This window comes from Verrucosispora sp. ts21 (genome assembly GCF_002879555.1).
GTDB lineage: Bacteria > Actinomycetota > Actinomycetes > Mycobacteriales > Micromonosporaceae > Micromonospora > Micromonospora gifhornensis.
This window is the reverse complement of record NZ_PNOZ01000002.1, coordinates 138674-159347: the sequence shown is the minus strand read 5'-3', so window position 1 is coordinate 159347 and position 20674 is coordinate 138674. Positions and strand designations below refer to the sequence as shown.

Sequence of the window (20674 nt, the reverse complement as noted above, 5' to 3'; positions counted from 1 at the left end):
CCTCCGGGCGGGATCGTCAGTGCCGCGCGCTCCCCGGCGGGTCGGCAGCGGGGGTGAGCAGGGCGGCGAGCTGGTGTTTCCAGGCCTGCAGCAGGGCGGTCCGCCGGGCCGAGTCGTCGCTGAGCAGATTGGCCACGCCCAGCCCACGCAGCAGGTCGAGGGTTGCCTGCACCGCCTCGCGTACGCCGGGCCGGCGTTCGTCCACCCCGAGCAGCTCGACGGTCAGCCGGTACATCTCCCGGCCCACCCGGGCCTCCAGCGGCAGCAGCGCGGCACGTAGTTCGGCGTCGGTACGGGCGGCCACCCAGAGTTCGAGGGCGGCGACGAACAGCGGCCCGGTGAAGGCGGCGGCGAGCAGGTCGACGACCCGGTCCAGCCGACCTGGGCCGGCCGGCAGGGTCTCCGCTTCGCTGCGCAACTCCGCCGCCCGCCGCTCGGTGAGGTGCACGACGGCGGCGGTGACCAGGGCGGCCCTGGTCGGGTAGTGGTGCAGCTGGGCACCCCGCGAAACGCCCGCGCGCTGAGCCACGACGGTCGTGGTGGTGCCGGACCAACCGTGTTCCACCAGGCAGTCGAGGGTCGCCTCCAGCAGCCGGGCCTGAGTGGCGCGACTGCGTTCCTGTTGAGGGACCCGGGTCGATGCGGTGGACACGCGCACAGCCTGCCGCGCCAGAAACAAACAGTCAAGACTGACTTTTTTATCGCTCCTGCGGCTGCCTCGGCCCGCCCCGCTGATCTCCACGCCACACCGTGCCGACCGGCGGAGACTGCGGCGCGTACGTGCCCGCGAACCCCTCCCGCGTCGCCCCCTCCGGCACCTCACTGTGCCCCTTTGCTCTGCTTCAACCCACGCATCGTTGTTGGCGGCGAACCATTGCGTGGGTTGAAGCAGAGCAAAGGGGGGCGTGGACACAGGGCGGAAGGGGAGGGACCCCCTGCTCGCACGGACCAACCTCCTGGCCCTCGGTCCGAGCCGAGGGCGCACCGAGGGCTGTCAAGGGGCGATGGCCAAGGGGTCGGGGCACCGAGGGCCGAGGGCCGGGCTGGACGTGGAAAAGCGCCACCCGCCCGGTCCGCGGTGGCGGGCCGAGCGGGTGGGTGAGCAGACGGGGTCAGACGCGGGCGCGGCGGGCCAGGCGCTCCGGGTCGAGGATGATGATGCTCTTGCCGTCCAGGCGCAGCCAACCGCGCGAGGCGAAGTCGGCAAGGGCCTTGTTGACCGTCTCCCGGGAGGCGCCGACGAGCTGGGCGATCTCCTCCTGCGTGAGGTCGTGGGTCACTCGCAGCACGCCGCCGTCGCGGGTGCCGAAGCGGCCGGCCATCTGGAGCAGGTTCTTGGCGACCCGGCCGGGCACGTCGGTGAAGATCAGGTCGGCCAGGGCGTCGTTGGTCCGGCGCAGGCGGCGGGCGAGCACCCGCAGCAACTGCTCGGCGATCTCCGGCCGGTTGTTCAGCCAGGGGCGCAGGGCCTGCTTGCGCAGTCGGGCCAGGCGGCTGTCGGTGACCGCGGTGGCGGTCGCCGTACGCGGGCCCGGGTCGAACAGGGACAGCTCGCCCACCATGTCCGACGGTCCCATGACCGCGATCAGGTTCTGTCGGCCGTCCGCCGCGCGGCGACCCACCTTGATCTTGCCGGACAGCAGGATGTAGAGACTGTCGCCGGGCTCGCCCTCGTTGAAGACGACCTCGCCCTTGCGGACCTCGATCGTCTCCATCTCCTTGGCGAGCGCCTCGGCAGCCTCCGGGTCAACGCCCTGGAAGATCCCGCTGCGGGCCAGTACCTCGTCCATCGCGCACACCTCCGGTTGCGCGTGCCGTCTGCTCGGCCGGGACTGCCGTCCGCTGATCCCCTCGCGCGCCGCCCAGTCTAGGCGCACGTGAGCAGTAATCAGAGGTCCACCCCTGGAATCTTGATCGTTGGTGTAACCCGCCCGTCGCCGACACCCACTACGATCGCCGGCCCACCCGATCTGGCGGAGCCGCTGGTCGTAAGGTCACGGCGTGCTGAGCGACCCCCTGCTGACCACTCGTCGTGAGGACGGGTGGGACATTCCGCTACTCGTGTGGCGGGCGAGGCGACCGCTGCGGGCGGTCAGCAGCGCTCCGCTCGGCGGTGGCATCGGCGTACGACGGTGGGTGCTGAACGCGACAGTGCCGATGTCGTACGACCGGGAGGACCCGGCCGCCCACCTGGGCGAGATGGCCCGCCGGCTCGGCCTCGACGGACCCGGGGTGGGCCTGCTGACCGGTGTCGACGTGAGCGAGGTGCTGACCCGGACCGACACCGGGGTGCGGGTGTGGGCCACCGTCGGCCTGGGCACCCCGATCCCCGCGGCGGCGCCGGCGACCCCGACCGTCGCCCAGCGGGTCGGCACGGTCAACATCGTGGCGTGGGTGCCGGCCCGGCTCGGCGACGCCGCGCTGGTGAACGCGGTGGCCACGGCCACCGAGGCCAAGGCGCAGGCGATCGCCGAACTCGGCCTGCCGGGCACCGGGACCCCGACCGACGCGGTCACCGTGCTGTGCCCACCGACCGGTCCGGTCAGCGCGTACGGTGGCCCGCGGTCGGAGTGGGGCGCGCCGCTGGCCCGGGCGGTCCATGCCGCCGTGCTCGCTGTCGGGACCGGCACAGTCGTGCCATGGTCGGATCGGCTCCGGGTCTGAACTCCTCGACCGATCGGCCGTCGTGATCCGGTTTTCGGCCCGGTAGGGTCGCCCACGATGTATGCTCCCGCCCCCCTTGCGTCCCGACGTCGCCGCCCTGCCCTGGCCGTGCTCGGCGCGCTGTTCGCTGCGCTCCTGCTCGCCGGTTGTGCCGAAGTCACCGAAGGGCCGATCTGGCAACCCGGTGCGGGCGGTGGCGGCACCGGAGCCCCCGTCGAGTCGCCGACGCCGAAGGTCAAGAAGATCTCGCTCTCGGCCACCGGCGACATCGTGATGGCGATGGCACCCAACCGGCTGCCGCCGAACAACGGCAAGGGCTTCTTCGACTCGGTGAAGAAGGCGCTCGCCGCCGACCTGGTGATGGGCAACCTGGAAGAGCCGTTGACCGTGGACACGGGGGCCGGCAAGTGCGGGGCGGATTCGACCCGCTGCTTCCAGTTCCGGGCCCCGCCGGAGTACGCCGCACACCTCGCCGACGCCGGGTTCGACCTGCTCAACCAGGCCAACAACCACGGCTACGACTTCGGTGAGAAGGGGTACGAGAACACCCAGAAGGCGCTGGAGGAGCACGGGCTGGAGCACACCGGCGCCCCCGACCAGATCACCGTGGTGGAGGTCAAGGGCGTCAAGGTCGCGGTGGCCGGGTTCTCGTCGTACCGCTGGTCGAACAGCCTGACCGACATCCCGGCCGCGAAGAAGGTGATCGCGAAGGCCGCCACCATGGCCGACATCGTGGTGGTGCAGGTGCACATGGGTGCCGAGGGTGCGGAGATGACCCGGGTACGACCGGGCACCGAGATGTTCCTCGGCGAGAACCGGGGTGACCCGATCAAGTTCTCCCGAGCCATGATCGATTCCGGGGCGGACCTGGTGGTCGGGCACGGTCCGCACGTGCTGCGGGGCATGGAGTTCTACAAGGGCCGGCTGATCGCGTACAGCCTGGGCAACTTCGCCGGTGGCGGCAACTCGCTGAGCAACAACGGGCGACTCGGCTGGGGTGGGGTGCTCAAGGTGTCGTTGGAGGAGGACGGCACCTGGGCGGGCGGCTCGTTCGTGTCGACGTACATGGACGGGGTCCGCAAGCCGGTGGTGGATCCCGACGATCGCGGCCTCGGGCTGCTGAAGGAAGTCACCAAGCTCGACTTCCCGGAGACCGGCGCCAGGTTCACCGACTCCGGCAAGATCAGCCCGCCCGCCGCGGGCTGAGTCACCCGGCACCCGACGAGGGCTGAGCCACCCTGCGTACGCGTGCCCGTCGCCGTGTCGGCGGGGCGACGTAGGCTGGCCGTCGTGACCAGAAGTGCCACCGAGACCGACCTCGGGCGTACCCGGCGGGCGCGGCGGATCGGCCGCGTGCTGACCGAGACGCACCCCGACGCGCACTGTGAGCTCAACCACACCAGCCCGCTGGAGTTGGCCGTCGCCACCATCCTGTCGGCCCAGTGCACGGACAAGAAGGTCAACGAGGTCACTCCGAAGCTCTTCGCCCGCTATCCGAGCGCCGCCGACTACGCCGGGGCGGACCGGGCCGAGATGGAGGAGTTGATCCGGCCCACCGGGTTCTACCGCAACAAGACCAACTCACTGATCCAGCTCGGTCAGGCGTTGGTGCAACGCTACGACGGCCGGGTGCCCGGCCGGTTGGCCGACCTGGTGACGCTGCCCGGGATCGGCCGCAAGACCGCGAACGTCATCCTCGGCAACGCCTTCGATGTGCCCGGCATCACCGTCGACACCCACTTCCAGCGGCTGGTGCACCGCTGGGGGCTCACCTCGGAGACCGACCCGGTCAAGATCGAGCACGCGATCGGGGCGATGTTCCCGAAGCGCGACTGGACCATGCTGTCGCACCGGATCATCTTCCACGGCCGGCGGGTCTGCCACGCGCGCAAGCCGGCCTGCGGAGCGTGCACGTTGTCGAAGCTCTGCCCGTCGTACGGCACCGGGCCCACCGAGCCGGCCGCCGCGGCGAAGCTGCTCAAGGGCCCCCGCGCCCGTGACCTCGCGGTCGCCGCCGGGGTCGATCCGGAGTTGGTGCCGGTGCAGGCGGTCCGGGCGGAGGCGCCATGATCCGCCGGCTCGCTCTGCTCGCCATGCCGCTGCTGCTGGTCGCCACCGCCGCCTGCACCGCCGAGGCCGAGAAGCCCCCACCCACCCGGCAGGACCCGGCCGCCAGCCGCCCGTCGCCGTTCGCCGACTGCGCCGCGCTGACCAGCGCCCCGGGCAGCTCAGGCGACGACGGTGCGCCGGGCAGTTCGGCCGACGACCGCCCGGCCGGCGACACCGGCAGCGGCGGCAGTCAACTGCCCGAGCTGTCGCTGACCTGCTTCACCGGCGGCGCACCGGTCGCCCTGCGGGAGGTACGCGGCCCAGCAGTGATCAACATCTGGGCCTCCTGGTGCCCGCCCTGCCGCAAGGAACTGCCCGCCTTCCAACGGCTCAGCGAACGCGCCGAAGGGCAGCTCCGGGTCATCGGGGTGAACACCCAGGACAGCCGCAGCGCCGCCCAGTCCATCGGCGAGGACTTCGGCGTACGGTTCCCGATGCTTGTCGACCAGGGGCAGGCGATGCAGCGGGCGCTGCGCCGCAATGCGTTCCCGATGACCCTGTTCCTGGCCGCCGACGGGCAGCTCCGGCACATCGACACCTCGGGCGCGCTGGACGACGCCCAGCTCACCGAGCTCGTTGAGCAGCATCTCGACATCACGGTCGGAGCGTGAGCGAGGTGGCGCGATGAGTCAGCCACCGGAGACGGCCCGCCGCGCGCCGGCCTGGCTGCAACCACTGCTGGCCCGCCTCGACACCGCCCGCATCGAGGACTTCACCCAGCTGCGTACGCCGGAGCACGGCGGCCGGGAAAGCGCCGTGCTGGTGCTGCTCGGCGAGGGTGAGACCGGCCCGGACGTGCTGATCCTCCAACGGGCCGCGACGCTGCGCAACCACGCCGGCCAGCCCGCTTTTCCCGGCGGTGCCGCCGACCCGGAGGATGCCGACGCCGCCGCGACCGCACTGCGGGAGGCCAACGAGGAGGTCGGGCTGGACGTCGGCAGCGTGACCCTGCTGACCGAGCTGCCCCGACTCTGGATCCCGGTCAGCGACTTCGTGGTCACGCCGGTGCTTGCCTGGTGGCACGCCCCGCACCCGGTGCACGCGCGGGAGCCGGCCGAGGTGGCCCACGTCGCCCGGCTGCCCATCGTCGAACTGGTCGACCCGGAGAACCGGATGCAGGTACGCCACCCGAGCGGCTGGATCGGCCCGGCGTTCTCCGTACGCGGGATGCTGGTCTGGGGATTCACCGCGGGGGTGTTGTCGGGTCTGCTGGACATGGGCGGGTGGAGCCGGCCGTGGTCCCACAACCGGGTGATCGACCTGCCGCCGACCGAGGCGACGCCCGCTCCCTCGGCCGGCACCGACGACGTCGACGAGAGCGCGATGCGCTGATCGGACGGTCACCTTCCGCTAGCGATCGTCATTCCGCGAGCTGTCGGCCCGTACGCTTGAGCCGTGTCGGCCGTGGATCTCGTCCTGCTGTTGCTCATGCTCGTGTTCGCGATCAGCGGATACCGACAGGGGTTCGTCATCGGGGTGCTGTCGTTCTCCGGGTTCTTCCTGGGTGCCCTGATCGGGCTCCAGATCGGGCCGATGTTCGCCCAGCAGTTCGTCGACAGCGGCACCCGGGTGCTGATCTCGCTGGCCGCCATCTTCGGACTGGCCGTGATCGGTCAGGCACTCGCCGGATGGCTCGGTTCGCACCTGCGTCGAACCATCAACAATGACGTGGCCCGCCGGGTAGACGACGTCGGCGGCGCCTTCGTCTCACTCTTCGCGGTGCTGCTGGTGGCCTGGCTCGTCGCGGTGCCGCTCGGCTCCTCGTCGCTGCCCTGGCTGGCCGCCTCGGTACGCAGCAGCGCCCTGCTCAACGTGGTCGACCGGGTGCTGCCCGACCAGGCGCAGCAGCTCTCCACCGCGCTGCGCGACACCGTCGACACGAACGGGTTCCCGGACGTCTTCGACGGCCTGCGGCGTACCCAGGCCCGGCAGGTCGAGCCGCCCGACCCGGCGCTGGCCGGCTCCGAGGTGGTGGCCAGCGGTCAGCGCTCCGTGGTCAAGGTGCTCGGTTCCGCACCGAGTTGCTCCCGCCGCATCGAGGGCTCCGGCTTCGTGTACGCCGACGACCGGGTGATGACGAACGCGCACGTGGTCGCCGGCACCCGTTCGGTGGCGGTGGAACTGCGCGGCGAGCGGTACGAGGGCGAGGTCGTCGTCTACGACCCGAACCGCGACCTGGCCGTGCTGTACGTGCCCGGGCTGCCCGGCCCCTCCATGCGGTTCGCCGCCGGCAACGCGTCCACCGGCGCGGACGCCATCGTGCTCGGGTTCCCGCTGGACGGGCCGTACAACGCCCAGTCGGCGCGGGTCCGCGACGTCGACCGGATCACCGGGCCGGACATCTACTCCTCCGGCAACGTGACCCGGGAGATCATCACGATCCGGGCGCTGGTGCGCAGCGGCAACTCCGGCGGGCCGCTTGTCTCCTCGAACGGGCTGGTCCTCGGGGTGATCTTCGCGGCGGCGGCGGACGACCCGAACACCGGCTTCGCGGTGACCGCCGCCGAAGCCCGCCCGGTGGCCCTGGAGGGCGCGCAGCGTACCCGGGGCGTCGACACCGGTGAGTGCACCTGACGCTCAACGGTGCGGTGCCGGACTTCGCCGCGGCGACGCTGCCCGGGGCCACACGCCCAGGGCGGCGGTGCTGGCGATGACCACCGTCAACCCGAGCAGCCAGCCGGCCAGCACATCACTGCTCCAGTGCACGCCGAGGGCGACCCGGCTGAAGCCGGTGACCAGGGCGATCAACAGCGCGCCGAGCCAGACCGCCGCCTGGGCACCCGGCCCGGCCCCGGTCTCGGGCTGACCTGCTCGGGCCGGCGTGGACGGCCGAGGTAGGAACACCACCACGAGGACCCCGGCGGCGAGCACCGCGTTCAGCGCGTGCCCGGACGGGAAGGCCAGACCGGGCGCCTCCGCCACGGGATCCGGCAGATCCGGTCGTGTCCGGCCGACCAGCAGCTTCAGCAGCGGCCCGAGCAGACCGCCGACCACCATTGTGGTGACGACCCAGACCGCGAGCCGTCGAGCGCCGCGGCGCACCAACCAGAGCACCAGGAACAGCGCCGCGACGCGCAGCGGCATCGGTGCGAAGGCGTCGGTCCAGACGCTCATCACCCGGACCCAGAGCGGATGGGCGACGGCGTACCCGTGCAGGTGCTCGGTCACCGTCACGTCCAGCCGGTGCAGTGGTGCCCAACCACCCAGCACCAACCCGGTGAGCAGGGCGAACGGCAGGAACGTCAGCAGGCTGACCGCCGGCGTACGGCCCGACGGTGTCGCGCCGACCACAGGCAGCCGTCGCTGTCGCCATGAGGTAGGCGGGAGACTACGCCGATCGCTGCCCACGGCGATCGTTGTACCCGCACCACCGGGTCCGCTACCGGGGATCGGACGAATTCGTCGACGGTCAGCGGGGCGACTGCCGGAACCGACGCACCATGAGCAGGGCGCCGGTGACCAGGGCGACGAGGATCGCCGAGCCGATCCAGAGCCGATCCGTGCCGCTGCTGTCCTGCGCGCCCGCCGCCCGAGCCCGCCAGCGGGTCTCCTGCTGCGGCGCGGTGAAGCCGAGCTGTTCGGCGTCCGGGTCCGGCGTGGGGATCGAGCCCGGTGCCGGGCCGAACCCGCTGATTCCCGGTGTCTCGTTGTCGTCCAACGGGTTGTGCTGCACCAGCGGCACATCCGCGGTCAGCGCCGCGATCGGGTCCACCAGGCCGTAGCCGAACCGGTCGTCGCGGCCGGTGGGACCGATGTCCTTGGCGGTGACCAGCAGACGGTTCACCACGTCGCCGGCGGACATCTGCGGATAGCGGGCCCGGACCAGGGCGGCGGTGGCGGCGACCAGCGGCGCGGCGAAGCTGGTGCCCTGCACCCGCCAGTAGCCGGCGGGGGACCGGGCGCCGACGAGACCGCTGGCCGGCGCGGTCAGCACGGTGGCCCGGCCGGTGATCGCGCCGCTCCACAGGTTGTTGCTGGACCGTTCCAGCCCGGAGACCGCGATCACGCCCGGCTCCCGGGCCGGGTACCACACCTTCGCGTCGGGTGAAGTGGCCAGGTTGCCGGTGCAGGCGACGACCACCACGTCCCGGGCGAAGGCGTAGTCGATGGCGGCGGCCAGCGCCGGGCTGTCCCCGCTGCCGCCGAGTGACAGGTTGATGACCTGAGCGCCGTTGTCGACCGCCCACCGCACACCCTGGGCGACGATCAGGGCGTCGTCGTAGCGGTTCTCCTCGTCGAGCACCCGTACCGGCAGGATCCGGGCGTCCGGGGCCAGCCCCACCACGCCCTGACGGTCGTCGTTGCGCCCGGCGATCAGGCCCGCCACGGTGGTGCCGTGCCCGACCGGATCCGGTTCGGCCGCCCCGTCCGGCGAGACCAGGTCGATGCCGGGCAGCACCCGCCCGGCCAGATCCGGGTGCGAACCGTCCACCCCGGAATCGATCACGGCCACTGTCACGCCCCGGCCGGTCGACGTGCGCCAGGCGGTCCGGGCACCGAGCTTGTCGAGCTGCCACTGCTCGTCGCGGATCTGGTCGGCACGGTCGGTCACGTCGCCGGGCGCGTACGCCACCGGCACGGTGACGCTCGGGTTCGCCGGTACGGCGGCAGCCGGCACCGCCGCAGCGACAGCCGACACGGCGGTGGCCGCCGCAGCGAGCAGCGCCCGGCCGGCCAGCCGTCGAGGCCCCGGCGGGCGACTGTGCCGCACCCTTGTCACATTCTCAGCCGTTCGGTCGCAGCAGACATGACGATCGGAGATTACCGGTTCCGTCCCGTTTCCAGGGACGTTCGCGATACTCGACGTCACTGTGGCGGCAAGTACGCGAGTTGGACCAGCCGTACGCCCTCCCGTCGGGTGAACAGTCGGCCACGCCCGGCGGGCAACGGACCGGGCCGTACCGGGCCGACCAGGGCGCCTTCGTCCGGGCTGCCCGACATCACCAGGCCCGAGGTGGACAGTTCGCGTAGCCGTTGGACGATCGGCTCGTACTGCGCCCGGCCGGCGCCACCGCAGCGACGGACCAGCACCAGGTGCAACCCGACGTCGCGGGCGTGCGGCAGATGCTCCTCAAGTGACCGCAGCGGGTTCGCCGGCCCGCTGGCCACCAGGTCGTAGTCGTCGACCAGGACGAACAACTCCGGGCCGGACCACCACGACCGGTCCCGCAACTGGGCCGGGCCGACATCGGGACCGGGAATCCGGCCCTGCATGTAACCGGCGGCGGACTCGACCAGGTCGGTGGTGTGTGCGGCGGTGGTGCCGTACCCGATCAGATGGGGTTCCTCGATCACGCCGAGCAGGCTGCGCCGGTAGTCGACCAGGATCACCCGGGCCTGCTCCGGCGTGAACCTGCTGACGATCGTGCTGGCCAGGGCACGCAGGAACGACGACTTGCCGCATTCGGCGTCGCCGTAGACCACGAAGTGCGGTTCGGTGGTGAAGTCGAGCACGACCGGGCGCAGGTCCGCCTCGGCGATCCCGATCGGGATGCGCAACCCGGTGGCGGCGTCGCGATCCAGATCGGCGTACGGCAGCACCGCCGGTAGCAGCCGCACCGGGGGAGCGGACGGCCCGGACCAGGCCCCGCCGATCTGCTTCACCAGGGCAGCGGTATCGGAGCCGGTGGACTGGGGCAACGCGACGAGGAAGTGCAGACTCGCGGCGGTGATGCCGCGCCCCGGCGTCTGCTCCGGCACGTCGGCCGCCGCGCGCCGGGCGACGAGCGAGTCGGACGGGTCACCGAGCCGCAACTCCAGGCGGGATCCGAACAGGTCCCGGATGGCGGGGCGGAAGTCCAGCCAGCGCACCGCGGTCGCCACCACGTGCAGCCCGTACGACAGGCCCCGGGTGGCGAGATCGGTGATCAGTGGTTCCAGGTCGTCGTACTCGCCGCGCAGGGTCGCCCAGCCGTCGACGACGAGGAAGACGTCACCGAACCGGTCACCCTCGGCCGACCCGCCGGCGAGTCGGGCGGCTCGGCGCTGCCGCCAGGCGGCCACCGACTCGACCCCGGATTCGGCGAAGGCGCGTTCCCGCTCCGCCAGCAGGGTGGCCATCTCACCCACGGTGCGGCGTACGCCTGTCGGATCGGCCCGCCCGACCACCCCACCGACGTGCGGCAGGTCGCGTACCGCCGCCAACCCGCCACCGCCGAAGTCGAGACAGTAGACCTGCACCTCGGCCGGGGTGTGGGTGAGGGCCAGAGCGCAGATCAGCGTACGGAGTGCGGTGGACTTGCCGCTCTGCGTACCGCCGACCACCGCGACGTGGCCGGCCGCGCCGTCCAGCGCCAACCAGAGCAGGTCACGACGCTGCTCGTACGGCTTGTCGACCACCGCCACCGGCACCTGAAGGGCGCCGTGCAGCTCCGGATTGCCGAAGGTCAGGCCCCGGCCGGGATCGATCGTGAGCGGCCCGACCAGTTCGTCAAGCGCGGGGGCGCCGTCCAGCGGTGGCAACCACACCTGGTGAGCCGGTGGACCCTGCCCGGTGAGCCGGCCGATCAGCAGGTCGAGCAGAGTCTGACCGGTTTCCTCGTCCGGCTCGGCGGTGACGGCCAGGACGGGCGGCTGCGCAGCCGGCGTGAAGTGGGTGGAGAAGGTGAGCAACCGGGGCCGGTCCGGACCTGCCGCCGAGGCCGACGTCCCCCGCCGCCGCACCGGCCCGGAGACGTACGCGGCCTTGAACCGCAGCAACGGCTCGGTGCCGAAGCGCAGATAACCGTGCCCCGGCGTACGGGGCAGTTCGTAGGCGTCCGGCACCCCGAGCACGGTGCGCGACTCCAGCGAGGAGAAGGTCCGCAGACCGATCCGGTACGACAGGTGGGTGTCCAGCCCGCGCAGCCGGCCCTCCTCCAACCGCTGGCTGGCGAGCAGCAGGTGCACGCCGAGGGAGCGGCCCAACCGGCCGATCTGGACGAAGAGGTCGATGAAGTCGGGCTTGGCGGAGAGCAGTTCGGAGAACTCGTCGCAGATCAACAGCAGCGACGGCAGCGGGGCCAGCGGACTGCCCGCCGCCCGGGCCCGTTCGTAGTCGCGCAGGCTGGCGAAGTTGCCGGCCCGGCGCAGCAGCTCCTGCCGCCGGACCAGTTCGCCGTTGATCGCGTCGACCATGCGGTCCACCAGCGGCAGGGCGTCCGCCAGGTTGGTGATCACCGCTGCGGTGTGTGGCAGCCGGTCGAAGGAGGCGAACGTCGCGCCGCCCTTGAAGTCGACGAGCACTAAGTTGAGCTGTTCCGACGAGTGGGTGGCGGCGAGCCCGAGCACCAACGTACGCAGCAACTCGGACTTGCCCGAGCCGGTGGCGCCGATGAGCAGGCCGTGCGGGCCCATCCCGTCCTGCGCCGACTCCTTGAGGTCCAGCTCGACCGCACCGCCGTCGACGCCGACCCCGAGCGGCACCCGCAGACGCTCGCGGGCCGACCGGGGGGCCCAACCCTGCTCGGCGGTGAAGCCCGCCGGGTCGCCGAGGCCGAGCAGCTCCGGCAGACCCGGCTCGACACCGGGCGCCGCATCCTTGCCGCCGGTGGCGGCGGCCAGCCGCAACGGTGCCAGCCGGCGGGCCACCGCCTCGGCCTCGACGATGCTCAGAGCGTCGGCGGTGCCGACCTCGGCGGCCTCGTCCGCCGAATGCGAGTGCAGCCGGCCCTCGCGCAGCTCCAGCAGCAGCGCGAACCGGTCGAGCAGCCGAGGCGGCGGAGTGTCCAGATCGATCAGTGTGACCCCGTCGATGCCACCGTCGCCCGCCAGTTCGGTGGCACCGGTGAGGTCACCGCCGTCCAGCACGACCACCAGGTGCGGGCCGTCCGTGGCGGGCCCGGCCGGGCTGAACCGGGGCCGACTGGCCAGCACCTCGTCGAGCAGACGCTCCAGTTCCATCGCCGAACTGGTCACCAGGCGTACCGGACCGAGGGCGTCGCTGCGCGTCGGGTGCTGGGCGTGCGGCAGCCACTTGGTCCACTCCCAGCGGTCGCGGCGTTCCGGCCCGGCGCAGACGGCGACGAGGAGTTCGTCCGGCGCGTGGAAGACGGCGAGTTGGGTGAGCATCGCCCGGACCAGTGCCTGCGCGGCCGGCGAGCCGGTGTTCCCGGCCGGCGTGCCCCGGACGAACACGCGGGCGAAACTGCGCAGCGACAGCGCCACCGGCAGGTCGGGCACCACCGAGTACGCGTCGAGGAACCGGCGCAGCGCGCCCGCCGTCATCGGCTCCAACTCCTCCAACGGGCGGGTGACAGGTGGAATCAGCGGCGTGGCCAGGGTCTGCGGCCCGACCGCGACCCGGACGACGGCGAAGTCCGGGTCGGTGGGCCGGCGTTCCCACACCCGGTGGCTGTCCACCGTCGACCAGAGCAGCCCCGGGTCCGGGTGCCGGTAACAGAGCCCGGTGCGCTGTTGCGCCGCAGCCTGTCGCACCTGCCGCCGCAACGTCGCCAGGTGTCGCAGGTACTCACGGCGGGCCGCCATCATCTCGGACTTGCGGGGGCTGCCCGAGGCGCTGCCCCAGCTGGTGACGAGCATGGCCAGCGAGGAGAGCCCGAACATGGCCCCCACCACGTACGAGTAGGCGCCGCCGCCCCGGCCGAACATCATGGCCATGGCGATGGTGCCGCCGAGCATCGGCAGCACCATCAACATCTGGTGCCAACGTCCACCGGTGACGGCGGGTATCTCCGGTGGTGCCTCGACCGGCAGCTCACCGACCGGGATCTGCGGTGCCGGACGCCGGGGCGGCCGCCGGATGACGACAGTGGACACGCGACCTCCTGACCGCGCTCGGTGACCCGAAGCTGGCTCATCGTAGGTAAAGTGCTCCCGTTCGCGCAGCCGTCGCCCCACTCAGCATGGAGGCCGGTCGATGACAGTCGGGCTGACCCGGATCACCGTCAGCACGCCTCAGCGGCGGGTCGACGTGGCCCTGCCGGAGCATGTGCCGCTCGCCGAACTGCTGCCGGAGGTGCTCCGGCACGCGGGCGAAGGGCTGGCGGACGACGGGGAGCGCCACGGCGGCTGGCTGCTGCGACGGGCCGACGGCACCGCGCTGACGGCCGGGCAGGCGCTGCTCGCCCAGGGCGTCCGCGACGGGGAGATGCTGCACCTGGTGCCGGCCAGCGTGCAGTGGCCCGAACTTGACTACGACGACGTGGTCGAGGCGATCGCCGACGGTGCCCGTCGTCGTGGTGGTGCCTGGTCGCCCCGAGCCACCCGGGCCGCCGCACTGGGCGGGGCGGCGGTCCCGCTCGCCGTCGGCCTGCTCGCCCTTCTGGCCGGCGGTCCGGAGCATCCGATCGGCTGGTTCGCGGCGGCCCTGATGGCGACACTGCTCGTGTTGGCGGGCACGGTGCTGTCCCGGGCGCAGGGAGACGGCCCGGCCGGGGCCACCCTCGGTGGGTACGCGCTGCCGTACGCCGCAGCCGCCGGTGCGCTCGCCGTCGGCTCCGGTGACCCGGTCGGCCCCTTCGGTCCGCTGCGCTGGATCGGCGCTGCGGAACTGCTGGCCGCCTCGGTGGCGTTGCTGCTGGCCTCGGTGCTCGGGTTGCTCGGGGTGGCCACCCGGTTACGGATCTTCGTGGCCGGCGTGGTGGTCGGCGCGGTCGGTGCCGCTGCCGCCGTCGGTGGCCTGTGGCTTCACCCGGCCGGCACCGCGGCCGTGCTGCTCTGCGTGCTGGCCTTCGGGATCGGGGCCGTCCCGCTGCTGGCCATCCGGTTGGGCAAGGTCCCGTTGCCGCCGATCACCCTGCCCACCGGCTCGCCGGACGACGCGGACCGGGTCCGGGACCTCCCCGACCGCAGCCGGGTGTACGCGGCGGTGGCCCGCACCGAGGAGATGCTGACCGGGATGCTGATCGGGCACGGCCTGCTGGCGGTTGCCGCCGCGCTGGTGCTCAGCGGCGCGGACACCGCGAGCCGGTTGCTCGTCGCGGTGACCTCGGCGGTGCTGCTGCTGCGGGCCCGGCTGTTCGTGGCGGTACGCCACCGAATGCCACCCGTGCTCGCCGGGCTGGCCGGGTACCTGCTCCTCGGCGCGAACCTGGCCGGTGCGGCGGGGGAGCGGGGTCACCTGCTCCTGGCAGCCGGTGGACTGCTGGTCGCCCTGCTGATCGTGGCCGGCGGCACCACGTACGCCCGGCGGCCGGTCTCGCCGTACCTCGGTCGCCTCGCCGACCTCACCGACACCGCGCTGGTGGTCTCCGTGGTGCCGATCGCCTGCGCCGTGCTCGGCCTCTACGAACGAGCCCGGGGCCTGCTCGGCTGAGCAGGCCCCGGGCTGTCGAAACGTCCGTCAGTGCGTGGATTCGCCGCGCTCGGCGGCCTCCCGGGCCCGCCGGTACGACGCCTGGATCTCGGCCTCGGCCTCGGTACGCCCCACCCAGGTCGCGCCCTCGACCGACTTGCCCGGCTCCAGGTCCTTGTACACCTCGAAGAAGTGCTGGATCTCCAGCCGGTCGAACTCGCCGAGGTGGTGGATGTCGCGCAGGTGCTCCTGCCGCGGGTCCTCGTACGGCACGCAGAGGACCTTGTCGTCGCCACCCTTTTCGTCGGTCATCCGGAACATGCCGATGGTGCGGCAGCGGATCAGGCAGCCCGGGAAGGTCGGTTCGGGGACCAGCACGAGCGCGTCCAGCGGGTCGCCGTCCTCGCCCAGGGTGCCCTCGATGAAGCCGTAGTCGGCCGGGTACTGCGTGGAGGTGAAGAGGGTGCGGTCCAGCCTGATCCGGCCGGTCACGTGGTCCACCTCGTACTTGTTGCGGTGACCTTTCGGGATCTCAACCGTGACGTCGAAATCCATCTGCACGCTCCTCATTCGCCCACGCTGGCTTGACGGAACCGGCGGCCGCACCCCCGGACAGGCGAATACCCACCCGCATACTCCGGCCGCCGCATAGTCTTCGGACCGAAGTAGTGTCACCCAGGCCGGTTCCGGGCGGGGAGGAGGGGGTCGTGGGGAGGGAAGATTCACACTATCGACCCGACGACGCAGGTGACGGCGTTTCCCGCCAACCACCCCCGAAACCGGCAGCCGGGCGGGTACCGGTGCCCGAGGCCCAGGTCCTCCGGCCGCAACCGGCCGCGCCGACCGGTCCCCCCACCGGCGAACCGCTGCGGGATGCGGAACGGACCGAGCCGCTGACGGTCGGCGCAGGGGCGGGCCCGACCAGGGCTTCCAGCCCACCGCCGCCCGGTGTCGGCGGCGGACCGAGCGTGCCGTCCGGCGTACCTCCCGAGCAGCCCCGACCGACGTCGCGCCGCCGGCTGCCGGTGCTGCTCGCCGCGGTGCTGGTCCTGGTGCTGGCCGTGGTGGGCCTCGTCGTGGTGCGTCCCGGTCCGGTCGAACGCTGGCTGGCCGACGACCCCGCCGCGCCGAGCGCCGAGCCGCCGGAACCGTCGCCGGTAGCGGTGCTGGCCGGCACCGACGTCGGCGCGCCGACGCCCGCCACCGACGGGCTGCGCGCCGTGCTCGACCCGCTGATCGCCGACACCGCGCTTGGCGGTCGGGTCCACGTGTCGGTGACCGACGCGCTGACCGGCCAGCAGTTGTTCGAGCGGGGCGGCGGTACGGGCACCGTGCCGGCGTCGGTGACGAAGCTGCTGACCGCGGTGACCGTGCTCACCGCTCGCGGCCCGGGATACCGGATCCCGACCACAGCCGTGGCCGGCGCGCGACCGGGCGAGGTGGTGCTCGTCGGCGGCGGAGATCCCACCCTGGCGGCGGGCGCCAAGGGTTTCTACCCCGGCGCCGCAAGCCTGAAGGACCTCGCCGAGCAGGTGCGTACCGCGCTGGGTGGGATGGCGCCGACCCGGGTCGTCGTCGACTCCTCGCTCTACTCCGGGCCGCGGTTGGAGCCGGGCTGGGACGACGACATCCCCACCGGTGGATACGGCGCGCAGATGACCGCGTTGATGCTCGACGGTGCCCGCAAGGATCCGAAGGCCGGCCAGGGCTGGGCCGAGCGGGTCAGCCAGCCGGACCTCACCGCCGGGCGGACGTTCGCCCGGCTGCTCGGCGTTCCGGAGAACGAGGTACGCAGCGGCACCGCGCCGGCACCCCCGGCTGGCTCGACGGAAGCGACTGATGCGCCCGAAGCGAGCGGTGCGCCGGTCGGCGCCACCGGCCCGGGTGCGCAACTCGGCGTGGTGCAGTCGCCGCCACTGATCCGGCTGGTCGACATCATGATCAGCGACAGCGACAACATCATCGGCGAGGCGCTGGCCCGCCAGGTCGCCCTGGCGCGTGGCCGCCCGGCCTCGTTCGCCGGTGCCGCCTCGGCGATGACCGAGGTGCTGTCCGAGCTGGGCCTGCCGACCGAGGGCCTGGCCCTCGCCGACGGCAGTGGCCTGTCCCGGCGGAACCTGATCAGTCCCACGTTGCTGACCGAGACGTTGGCCCTCGCGGCCAGCCCGGACCACCCCGAGCTGGGCGGCATCTTCGGTGGGCTGCCGGTCGGCGGCTGGTCGGGCACGCTGCGCGACCGGTACGGCTCGGTGCCCGGCACCGCCGCCGGGGCCGGGACGGTCCGCGCCAAGACCGGCACGTTGACCGGTGTGCACGCCATCGCGGGAGTGGTGACGACGGCCGAAGGTCGACCACTGACCTTCGCCGTGCTCACCGATCGGGTCCCGGCCGACGGGATGGAACCGGCCCGTGGGGCACTCGACCGGATCGCCGCCGCCCTGGCCACCTGCGGCTGCCGCTGACCCGTACCGCCGTCGAGGGCGTGGACGGGTGTGCCGGCGCGGGTACGGTGGGTGGCATGGCGCAGTTCGTGGACTGGGATCTGGCCGTTGCGACCGCGGGGGCCCTGGGCAAGACCGGCCCTCGGGTGTCGTACGACGAGGCCACCGAGGTGGTCGCCGAGCTGCGCCGGTTGACCGACGAGGCGGCCGGGCACGTGGCCGACTACACCGGGCTCACCTCGCAGGTGGCCCATCCGCCGGTGCGGGTGGTCGACCGGCGGGACTGGGCCGCCACAAACGTCGCCGGCCTGCGCGAGGTGATCACGCCGCTGGTCGGTCGGTTGGCCTCGGACAAGCAGCCCGGCGCGTTGACCGAGGCGGTCGGCTCCCGGGTGACCGGGGTGCAGGCGGGCACCGTGCTGGCGTACCTCTCCGGCCGGGTGCTCGGCCAGTACGAGGTCTTCTCGGCCGATCCGGGCCAGTTGCTGCTGGTCGCGCCGAACATCGTCGAGGTGGAGCGCAAGCTTCAGGCCGACCCCCGCGACTTCCGGCTCTGGGTCTGCCTGCACGAGGTGACCCACCGTACGCAGTTCACCGCGGTGCCGTGGATGCGGGGATATTTCCTCGGCGAGGTGCAGGCGTTCGTGGATGCCGCGCAGGGCAGCGAGCATCTGCTCGACCGGCTGCGTCGCGGCATGGGCACCCTGGCTGACGTGGTGCGCAACCCGCAGGGCCGCTCCAGCGTGCTGGACATCGTGCAGACGCCCGGGCAACGGGCGGTGCTGGACCGGCTGACCGCGCTGATGACCCTGCTCGAGGGGCACGCCGAGTTCGTGATGGACGGTGTCGGCCCGCAGGTGATCCCGAGCGTCGAGCGCATCCGGGCCGGCTTCAACCGGCGCCGGGAGGCCGGCAACCCGGTGGAGAAGACCGTCCGCCGGTTGATCGGCATGGACGTCAAGATGCGGCAGTACGCCGAGGGCCGCAAGTTCGTGCACGCGGTGGTCGAGCGGGTCGGCATGGCCGGCTTCAACCGGATCTTCGAATCGCCACTGACCCTGCCCCGGCTGAGCGAGTTGAGCGAACCCGACGCCTGGGTGGCTCGGGTACACGGCCCGGTCGGGCCGAAGCCGCCCGCCGACTGAGCCGGCGACGATGGCCGCGATCTCCCCGTCCGTCGCCGCGATCCGGGTCGCGGTTCGTCGGGCGCTTGCCGAACTGCCGGCGGACGGGCCGGTGCTGGTCGCCTGCTCCGGGGGCGCCGACTCGCTCGCACTGGCCGCCGCCGCAGCGTTCGTCGCGCCCCGATCGGGTCGGTTGGCCGGTCTGGTGACCGTCGATCACGGGTTGCAGACCGGGTCGGCCGAGCGGGCCGAGGCGGTGGCTCGCTGGGCGGAACAAGCCGGTCTGTCGCCGGTGGAGGTGGTCCGGGTCGAGGTGGCCGGCCGACCCGGTGGCCCCGAGGCGGCGGCTCGCGAGGCCCGCTACCAGGCGTTGGTCGAGGCGGCCGGGCGGCATCGCGCCGCTGCCCTGCTCACCGGGCACACCCGAGACGACCAGGCCGAGACGGTGCTGCTCGCGCTGGCCCGGGGTGCCGGCCCGCGCGGGCTGGCCGGGATGCCGGTACGCCGGGATCTGGGCGGGGTGCCACTGGTCCGGCCACTGCTGGAGATCAGCCGCGAGCAGACCCGGGCGGCGTGCGCGGCGCTGCGCCTGACGCCGTGGCAGGACCCGCACAACCTCGACCCCGCGTACGCCCGATCCCGGGTCCGGGCCCAGTTGGTGCCGGCGCTGGTCGAGACACTCGGCCCCGGTGTCGTCGACAACCTCGCCCGGACCGCCCGACTGGTGGCGGCCGACAACGCCGTGCTGGACGAACTGGCCGGGGATGCGCTGCTCGCGGCGCGGCACCCCGACGGCGGGCTGGCGACCAAGACCCTGGCCGACCTGGCCGGTGCGGTACGCGGCCGGGTGCTGCGCGCCTGGGCTCACGAGCTGGGCTCACCGCCGGCCGCGCTGTCCCACCGGCACATCGCCGCGCTCGACGCGCTGGTCACCGCCTGGCGGGGCCAGGGGGCGGCGTACCTGCCGGGCGGACTACGGGTGGTGCGCCAGGCCGACCGTCTGCTGCCCGCACCCGACTGAGGTCAGCCGGCGGGAACGCGGTCGCGGAAGGTGACCCGGTAGGCGTTCGGGGTGGCACCGACCCGGCGGGTGAAGTGGTGACGTAGCGCGGCGGCGTTACCGAAACCGGTCCGGTCGGCCACCTCGTCCACGGTCAGCCCGGTCTCCTCCAGCAGTCGGCGGGCCAGCAGGATCCGCTGGTTGGTCACCCAGTCGTGCGGGGTGGTGCCCGTCTCGGCGCGGAACCGGCGGGCGAAGGTGCGCGGTGCCATGCCGACCCGGGCCGCCAGTTCGTCGACGGTCACCTGCCGGTCCAGCCGCTGAATCAGCCACTCCAGCAGCGGCTCCAGGGTGGGGGCCTGCGGCACCTTCGCGATCGGCGCCTCGACGTACTGGGACTGCCCGCCGTCGCGGTGTGGGGGTACCACCATCCGCCGGGCCAGCCGGGTGGCGGCGGCCGAGCCGTGTTCCTGGCGTACCAGATGCAGGCAGGCGTCGATGCCCGCGGCCGTGCCCGCGCTGGTGAGCAGCCTGCCGTCCTGGACGTAGAGCGAGTTGCAGCGGACCCGCGCCTCGGGGTGTCGGCGTTGCAACTCGTCGACGTGCCGCCAGTGGGTCGTGCACTCCCGGCCGTCCAGCAGCCCCGCCTCGCCCAGCAGGTACGCCCCGGTGCAGACGCTGAACAGGTACGCCCCACGGTCGGCGGCTCGGCGCAGCGCCGCACGCACCTCGGGGTGCGCGGCGGTGTCGCCGTGGTGTGCGGGAACCGCCACCAGGTCCGCCTGCTCGATCGGGCCGAGGTCGGCGTTGGGCACCAACTGGAAACCGGCCGAGGTACGCACTGTCGCGCCCTGCGGGCTGCACACGTCGAAGCGGTAGCCGGGCAGGCCGTCGGCGGTGCGGTCGGTGCCGAACACCTCGGCCAGTACGCCGAGCTCGAACGGCGCGACGCCATCAAGCACCAGTACGGCCACCGAGTGAAGCATGTGACGAGGGTAACCGCAGCAGTGGCGGGAAATCGAGGGTCAGTGGCATTCCTGCCACTGTTCGTGCGGGGGCGCGAAGCGCAGACTCGTATCAGTCGGTGCGCACCGGCGGCGAC

General features: G+C 72.7%; 17 protein-coding genes. 10 read left to right on the top strand and 7 right to left on the bottom strand.

The features are described from left to right. Positions 1-16: 16 nt before the first annotated feature. Together C1A38_RS01435 and C1A38_RS01430 are read right to left on the bottom strand one after the other, a co-directional pair. Positions 17-652 carry a TetR/AcrR family transcriptional regulator gene (locus C1A38_RS01435; RefSeq protein WP_102656002.1) on the bottom strand — a complete coding sequence of 212 codons (636 nt, stop codon included), beginning with the start codon at positions 650-652 and terminating at the stop codon, positions 17-19. A gap of 460 nt (positions 653-1112) precedes the next feature. Then, the gene (locus C1A38_RS01430; protein WP_013736306.1) at positions 1113-1790 is read right to left on the bottom strand and encodes a Crp/Fnr family transcriptional regulator; all 678 of its coding nucleotides are present in this window, start codon (positions 1788-1790) and stop codon (positions 1113-1115) included. 211 nt (positions 1791-2001) lie between these two features. Here C1A38_RS01430 and C1A38_RS01425 point away from each other — a divergent pair, with 211 nt between their 5' ends. From C1A38_RS01425 to C1A38_RS01400, 6 genes are all read left to right on the top strand, one after another. Then, positions 2002-2664 (top strand): adenosylcobinamide amidohydrolase, encoded by a 663-nt coding sequence (locus C1A38_RS01425; protein ID WP_102656001.1) that lies wholly within the window; start codon positions 2002-2004, stop codon positions 2662-2664. Positions 2665-2721: 57 nt separating this feature from the next. After that, positions 2722-3870, top strand: a complete 1149-nt coding sequence (locus tag C1A38_RS01420; protein WP_102656000.1) for a CapA family protein — start codon at positions 2722-2724, stop codon at positions 3868-3870. A gap of 54 nt (positions 3871-3924) precedes the next feature. Next, the gene (nth, locus tag C1A38_RS01415; protein WP_199180044.1) at positions 3925-4734 is read left to right on the top strand and encodes an endonuclease III; all 810 of its coding nucleotides are present in this window, start codon (positions 3925-3927) and stop codon (positions 4732-4734) included. Then, positions 4731-5384: a TlpA family protein disulfide reductase gene (locus C1A38_RS01410; protein ID WP_102655998.1), complete on the top strand. Its 654-nt coding sequence runs from the start codon at positions 4731-4733 to the stop codon at positions 5382-5384. The genes nth and C1A38_RS01410 overlap by 4 nt, the downstream gene beginning before the upstream one ends. Positions 5385-5397: 13 nt before the next feature. After that, positions 5398-6105 (top strand): NUDIX hydrolase, encoded by a 708-nt coding sequence (locus C1A38_RS01405; RefSeq protein ID WP_102655997.1) that lies wholly within the window; start codon positions 5398-5400, stop codon positions 6103-6105. Between the two features lie 63 nt (positions 6106-6168). Continuing rightward, complete coding sequence (locus tag C1A38_RS01400; RefSeq protein WP_013736300.1) at positions 6169-7347, top strand: MarP family serine protease; 1179 nt, start codon at positions 6169-6171, stop codon at positions 7345-7347. Between the two features lie 3 nt (positions 7348-7350). Here the strand turns inward: C1A38_RS01400 and C1A38_RS01395 are convergent, their stop codons facing one another. From C1A38_RS01395 to eccCa, 3 genes are all read right to left on the bottom strand, one after another. Continuing rightward, positions 7351-8121 (bottom strand): phosphatase PAP2 family protein, encoded by a 771-nt coding sequence (locus C1A38_RS01395; protein WP_502696909.1) that lies wholly within the window; start codon positions 8119-8121, stop codon positions 7351-7353. Between the two features lie 61 nt (positions 8122-8182). After that, positions 8183-9493 (bottom strand): type VII secretion-associated serine protease mycosin, encoded by a 1311-nt coding sequence (mycP, locus tag C1A38_RS01390; RefSeq protein ID WP_373306859.1) that lies wholly within the window; start codon positions 9491-9493, stop codon positions 8183-8185. 86 nt (positions 9494-9579) lie between these two features. Continuing rightward, entirely contained in the window at positions 9580-13530 is a 3951-nt protein-coding gene (gene eccCa, locus C1A38_RS01385; RefSeq protein ID WP_102655996.1) for a type VII secretion protein EccCa, read from the bottom strand. 100 nt (positions 13531-13630) lie between these two features. Here eccCa and eccD point away from each other — a divergent pair, with 100 nt between their 5' ends. Continuing rightward, the gene (gene eccD / locus C1A38_RS01380) at positions 13631-15028 is read left to right on the top strand and encodes a type VII secretion integral membrane protein EccD (protein WP_102655995.1); all 1398 of its coding nucleotides are present in this window, start codon (positions 13631-13633) and stop codon (positions 15026-15028) included. Positions 15029-15055: 27 nt separating this feature from the next. On the opposite strand, the gene C1A38_RS01375 is transcribed toward eccD, so the two are convergent. Then, complete coding sequence (locus C1A38_RS01375) at positions 15056-15562, bottom strand: inorganic diphosphatase (protein WP_013736295.1); 507 nt, start codon at positions 15560-15562, stop codon at positions 15056-15058. 413 nt (positions 15563-15975) lie between these two features. On the opposite strand from C1A38_RS01375, the gene dacB reads away from it, so the two are divergent. From dacB to tilS, 3 genes are read left to right on the top strand one after another with little or no spacing between them, the layout of a single operon-like run. Continuing rightward, positions 15976-17469 (top strand): D-alanyl-D-alanine carboxypeptidase/D-alanyl-D-alanine endopeptidase, encoded by a 1494-nt coding sequence (dacB, locus tag C1A38_RS01370; protein WP_233196556.1) that lies wholly within the window; start codon positions 15976-15978, stop codon positions 17467-17469. 56 nt (positions 17470-17525) lie between these two features. Further along, positions 17526-18593 (top strand): Rv3626c family coenzyme F420 biosynthesis-associated protein, encoded by a 1068-nt coding sequence (locus tag C1A38_RS01365; protein WP_102656030.1) that lies wholly within the window; start codon positions 17526-17528, stop codon positions 18591-18593. A 10-nt stretch (positions 18594-18603) separates the two neighbouring features. Then, positions 18604-19593, top strand: a complete 990-nt coding sequence (gene tilS / locus C1A38_RS01360) for a tRNA lysidine(34) synthetase TilS (protein WP_102655994.1) — start codon at positions 18604-18606, stop codon at positions 19591-19593. 2 nt (positions 19594-19595) lie between these two features. Here the strand turns inward: tilS and C1A38_RS01355 are convergent, their stop codons facing one another. Next, complete coding sequence (locus C1A38_RS01355) at positions 19596-20558, bottom strand: GlxA family transcriptional regulator (protein WP_102655993.1); 963 nt, start codon at positions 20556-20558, stop codon at positions 19596-19598. Between the last annotated feature and the right edge of the window lie 116 nt (positions 20559-20674).

Coding starts and splice junctions, on each gene's coding strand:
- C1A38_RS01430 (WP_013736306.1), bottom strand. CDS start 1,790: ATGGACGAGGTACTGGCCCGCAGCGGGATCTTCCAGGGCGTTGACCCG.
- C1A38_RS01420 (WP_102656000.1), top strand. CDS start 2,722: ATGTATGCTCCCGCCCCCCTTGCGTCCCGACGTCGCCGCCCTGCCCTG.
- C1A38_RS01410 (WP_102655998.1), top strand. CDS start 4,731: ATGATCCGCCGGCTCGCTCTGCTCGCCATGCCGCTGCTGCTGGTCGCC.
- C1A38_RS01405 (WP_102655997.1), top strand. CDS start 5,398: ATGAGTCAGCCACCGGAGACGGCCCGCCGCGCGCCGGCCTGGCTGCAA.
- eccD (WP_102655995.1), top strand. CDS start 13,631: ATGACAGTCGGGCTGACCCGGATCACCGTCAGCACGCCTCAGCGGCGG.
- C1A38_RS01375 (WP_013736295.1), bottom strand. CDS start 15,562: ATGGATTTCGACGTCACGGTTGAGATCCCGAAAGGTCACCGCAACAAG.
- C1A38_RS01365 (WP_102656030.1), top strand. CDS start 17,526: ATGGCGCAGTTCGTGGACTGGGATCTGGCCGTTGCGACCGCGGGGGCC.
- tilS (WP_102655994.1), top strand. CDS start 18,604: ATGGCCGCGATCTCCCCGTCCGTCGCCGCGATCCGGGTCGCGGTTCGT.
- C1A38_RS01355 (WP_102655993.1), bottom strand. CDS start 20,558: ATGCTTCACTCGGTGGCCGTACTGGTGCTTGATGGCGTCGCGCCGTTC.